The organism is Sphaerochaeta sp. UBA5836, from assembly GCF_002432845.1.
GTDB lineage: Bacteria > Spirochaetota > Spirochaetia > Sphaerochaetales > Sphaerochaetaceae > Sphaerochaeta.
Window position 1 is genome coordinate 314 of sequence record NZ_DJGW01000004.1, and the last position, 388, is coordinate 701.

Annotated in this window: 1 protein-coding gene; it reads left to right on the top strand. The window is 48.7% G+C overall.

Annotation, left to right across the window (positions count from 1 at the left end; genetic code table 11):
- Positions 1 to 388 (top strand): alpha/beta hydrolase family protein (locus B3F49_RS00230; RefSeq protein WP_293908465.1); only part of this gene is annotated, 388 nt, incomplete at both ends.

Genomic DNA, 388 nt, shown 5'->3' on the forward strand with positions numbered 1-388 from the left:
CGCTCCCGGCTTTAAGGTAAGTGCCTACCTGTATACACCCAAGAGTATTGCAGGAAAAGCGCCGGCGATCCTTGCCATTCATGGTTTGAACAATCAAAAAAACCATATGGCGAATACAGCGTTGGAATTTGCACGAAGAGGATATGTAGTTCTTTCCATGGATATGAGCGGGCATGGGAGATCTACCGGGAAAAATCTCGACCATGGGGCCGGAGGCCCAGCCGGCCTTTCATATTTGAAAAGTCTGCCGAATGTAGACACTGAAAACATCGGCATTGTTGGAATGTCCCAAGGAGGGTTTGCAGCAGCAATGGGGGCGATCACTTCAGACCCTCAAGGATATTCCTCAGTATTCTTTATGGAGTCAGAGCTAAACGCTCCAGGTTCA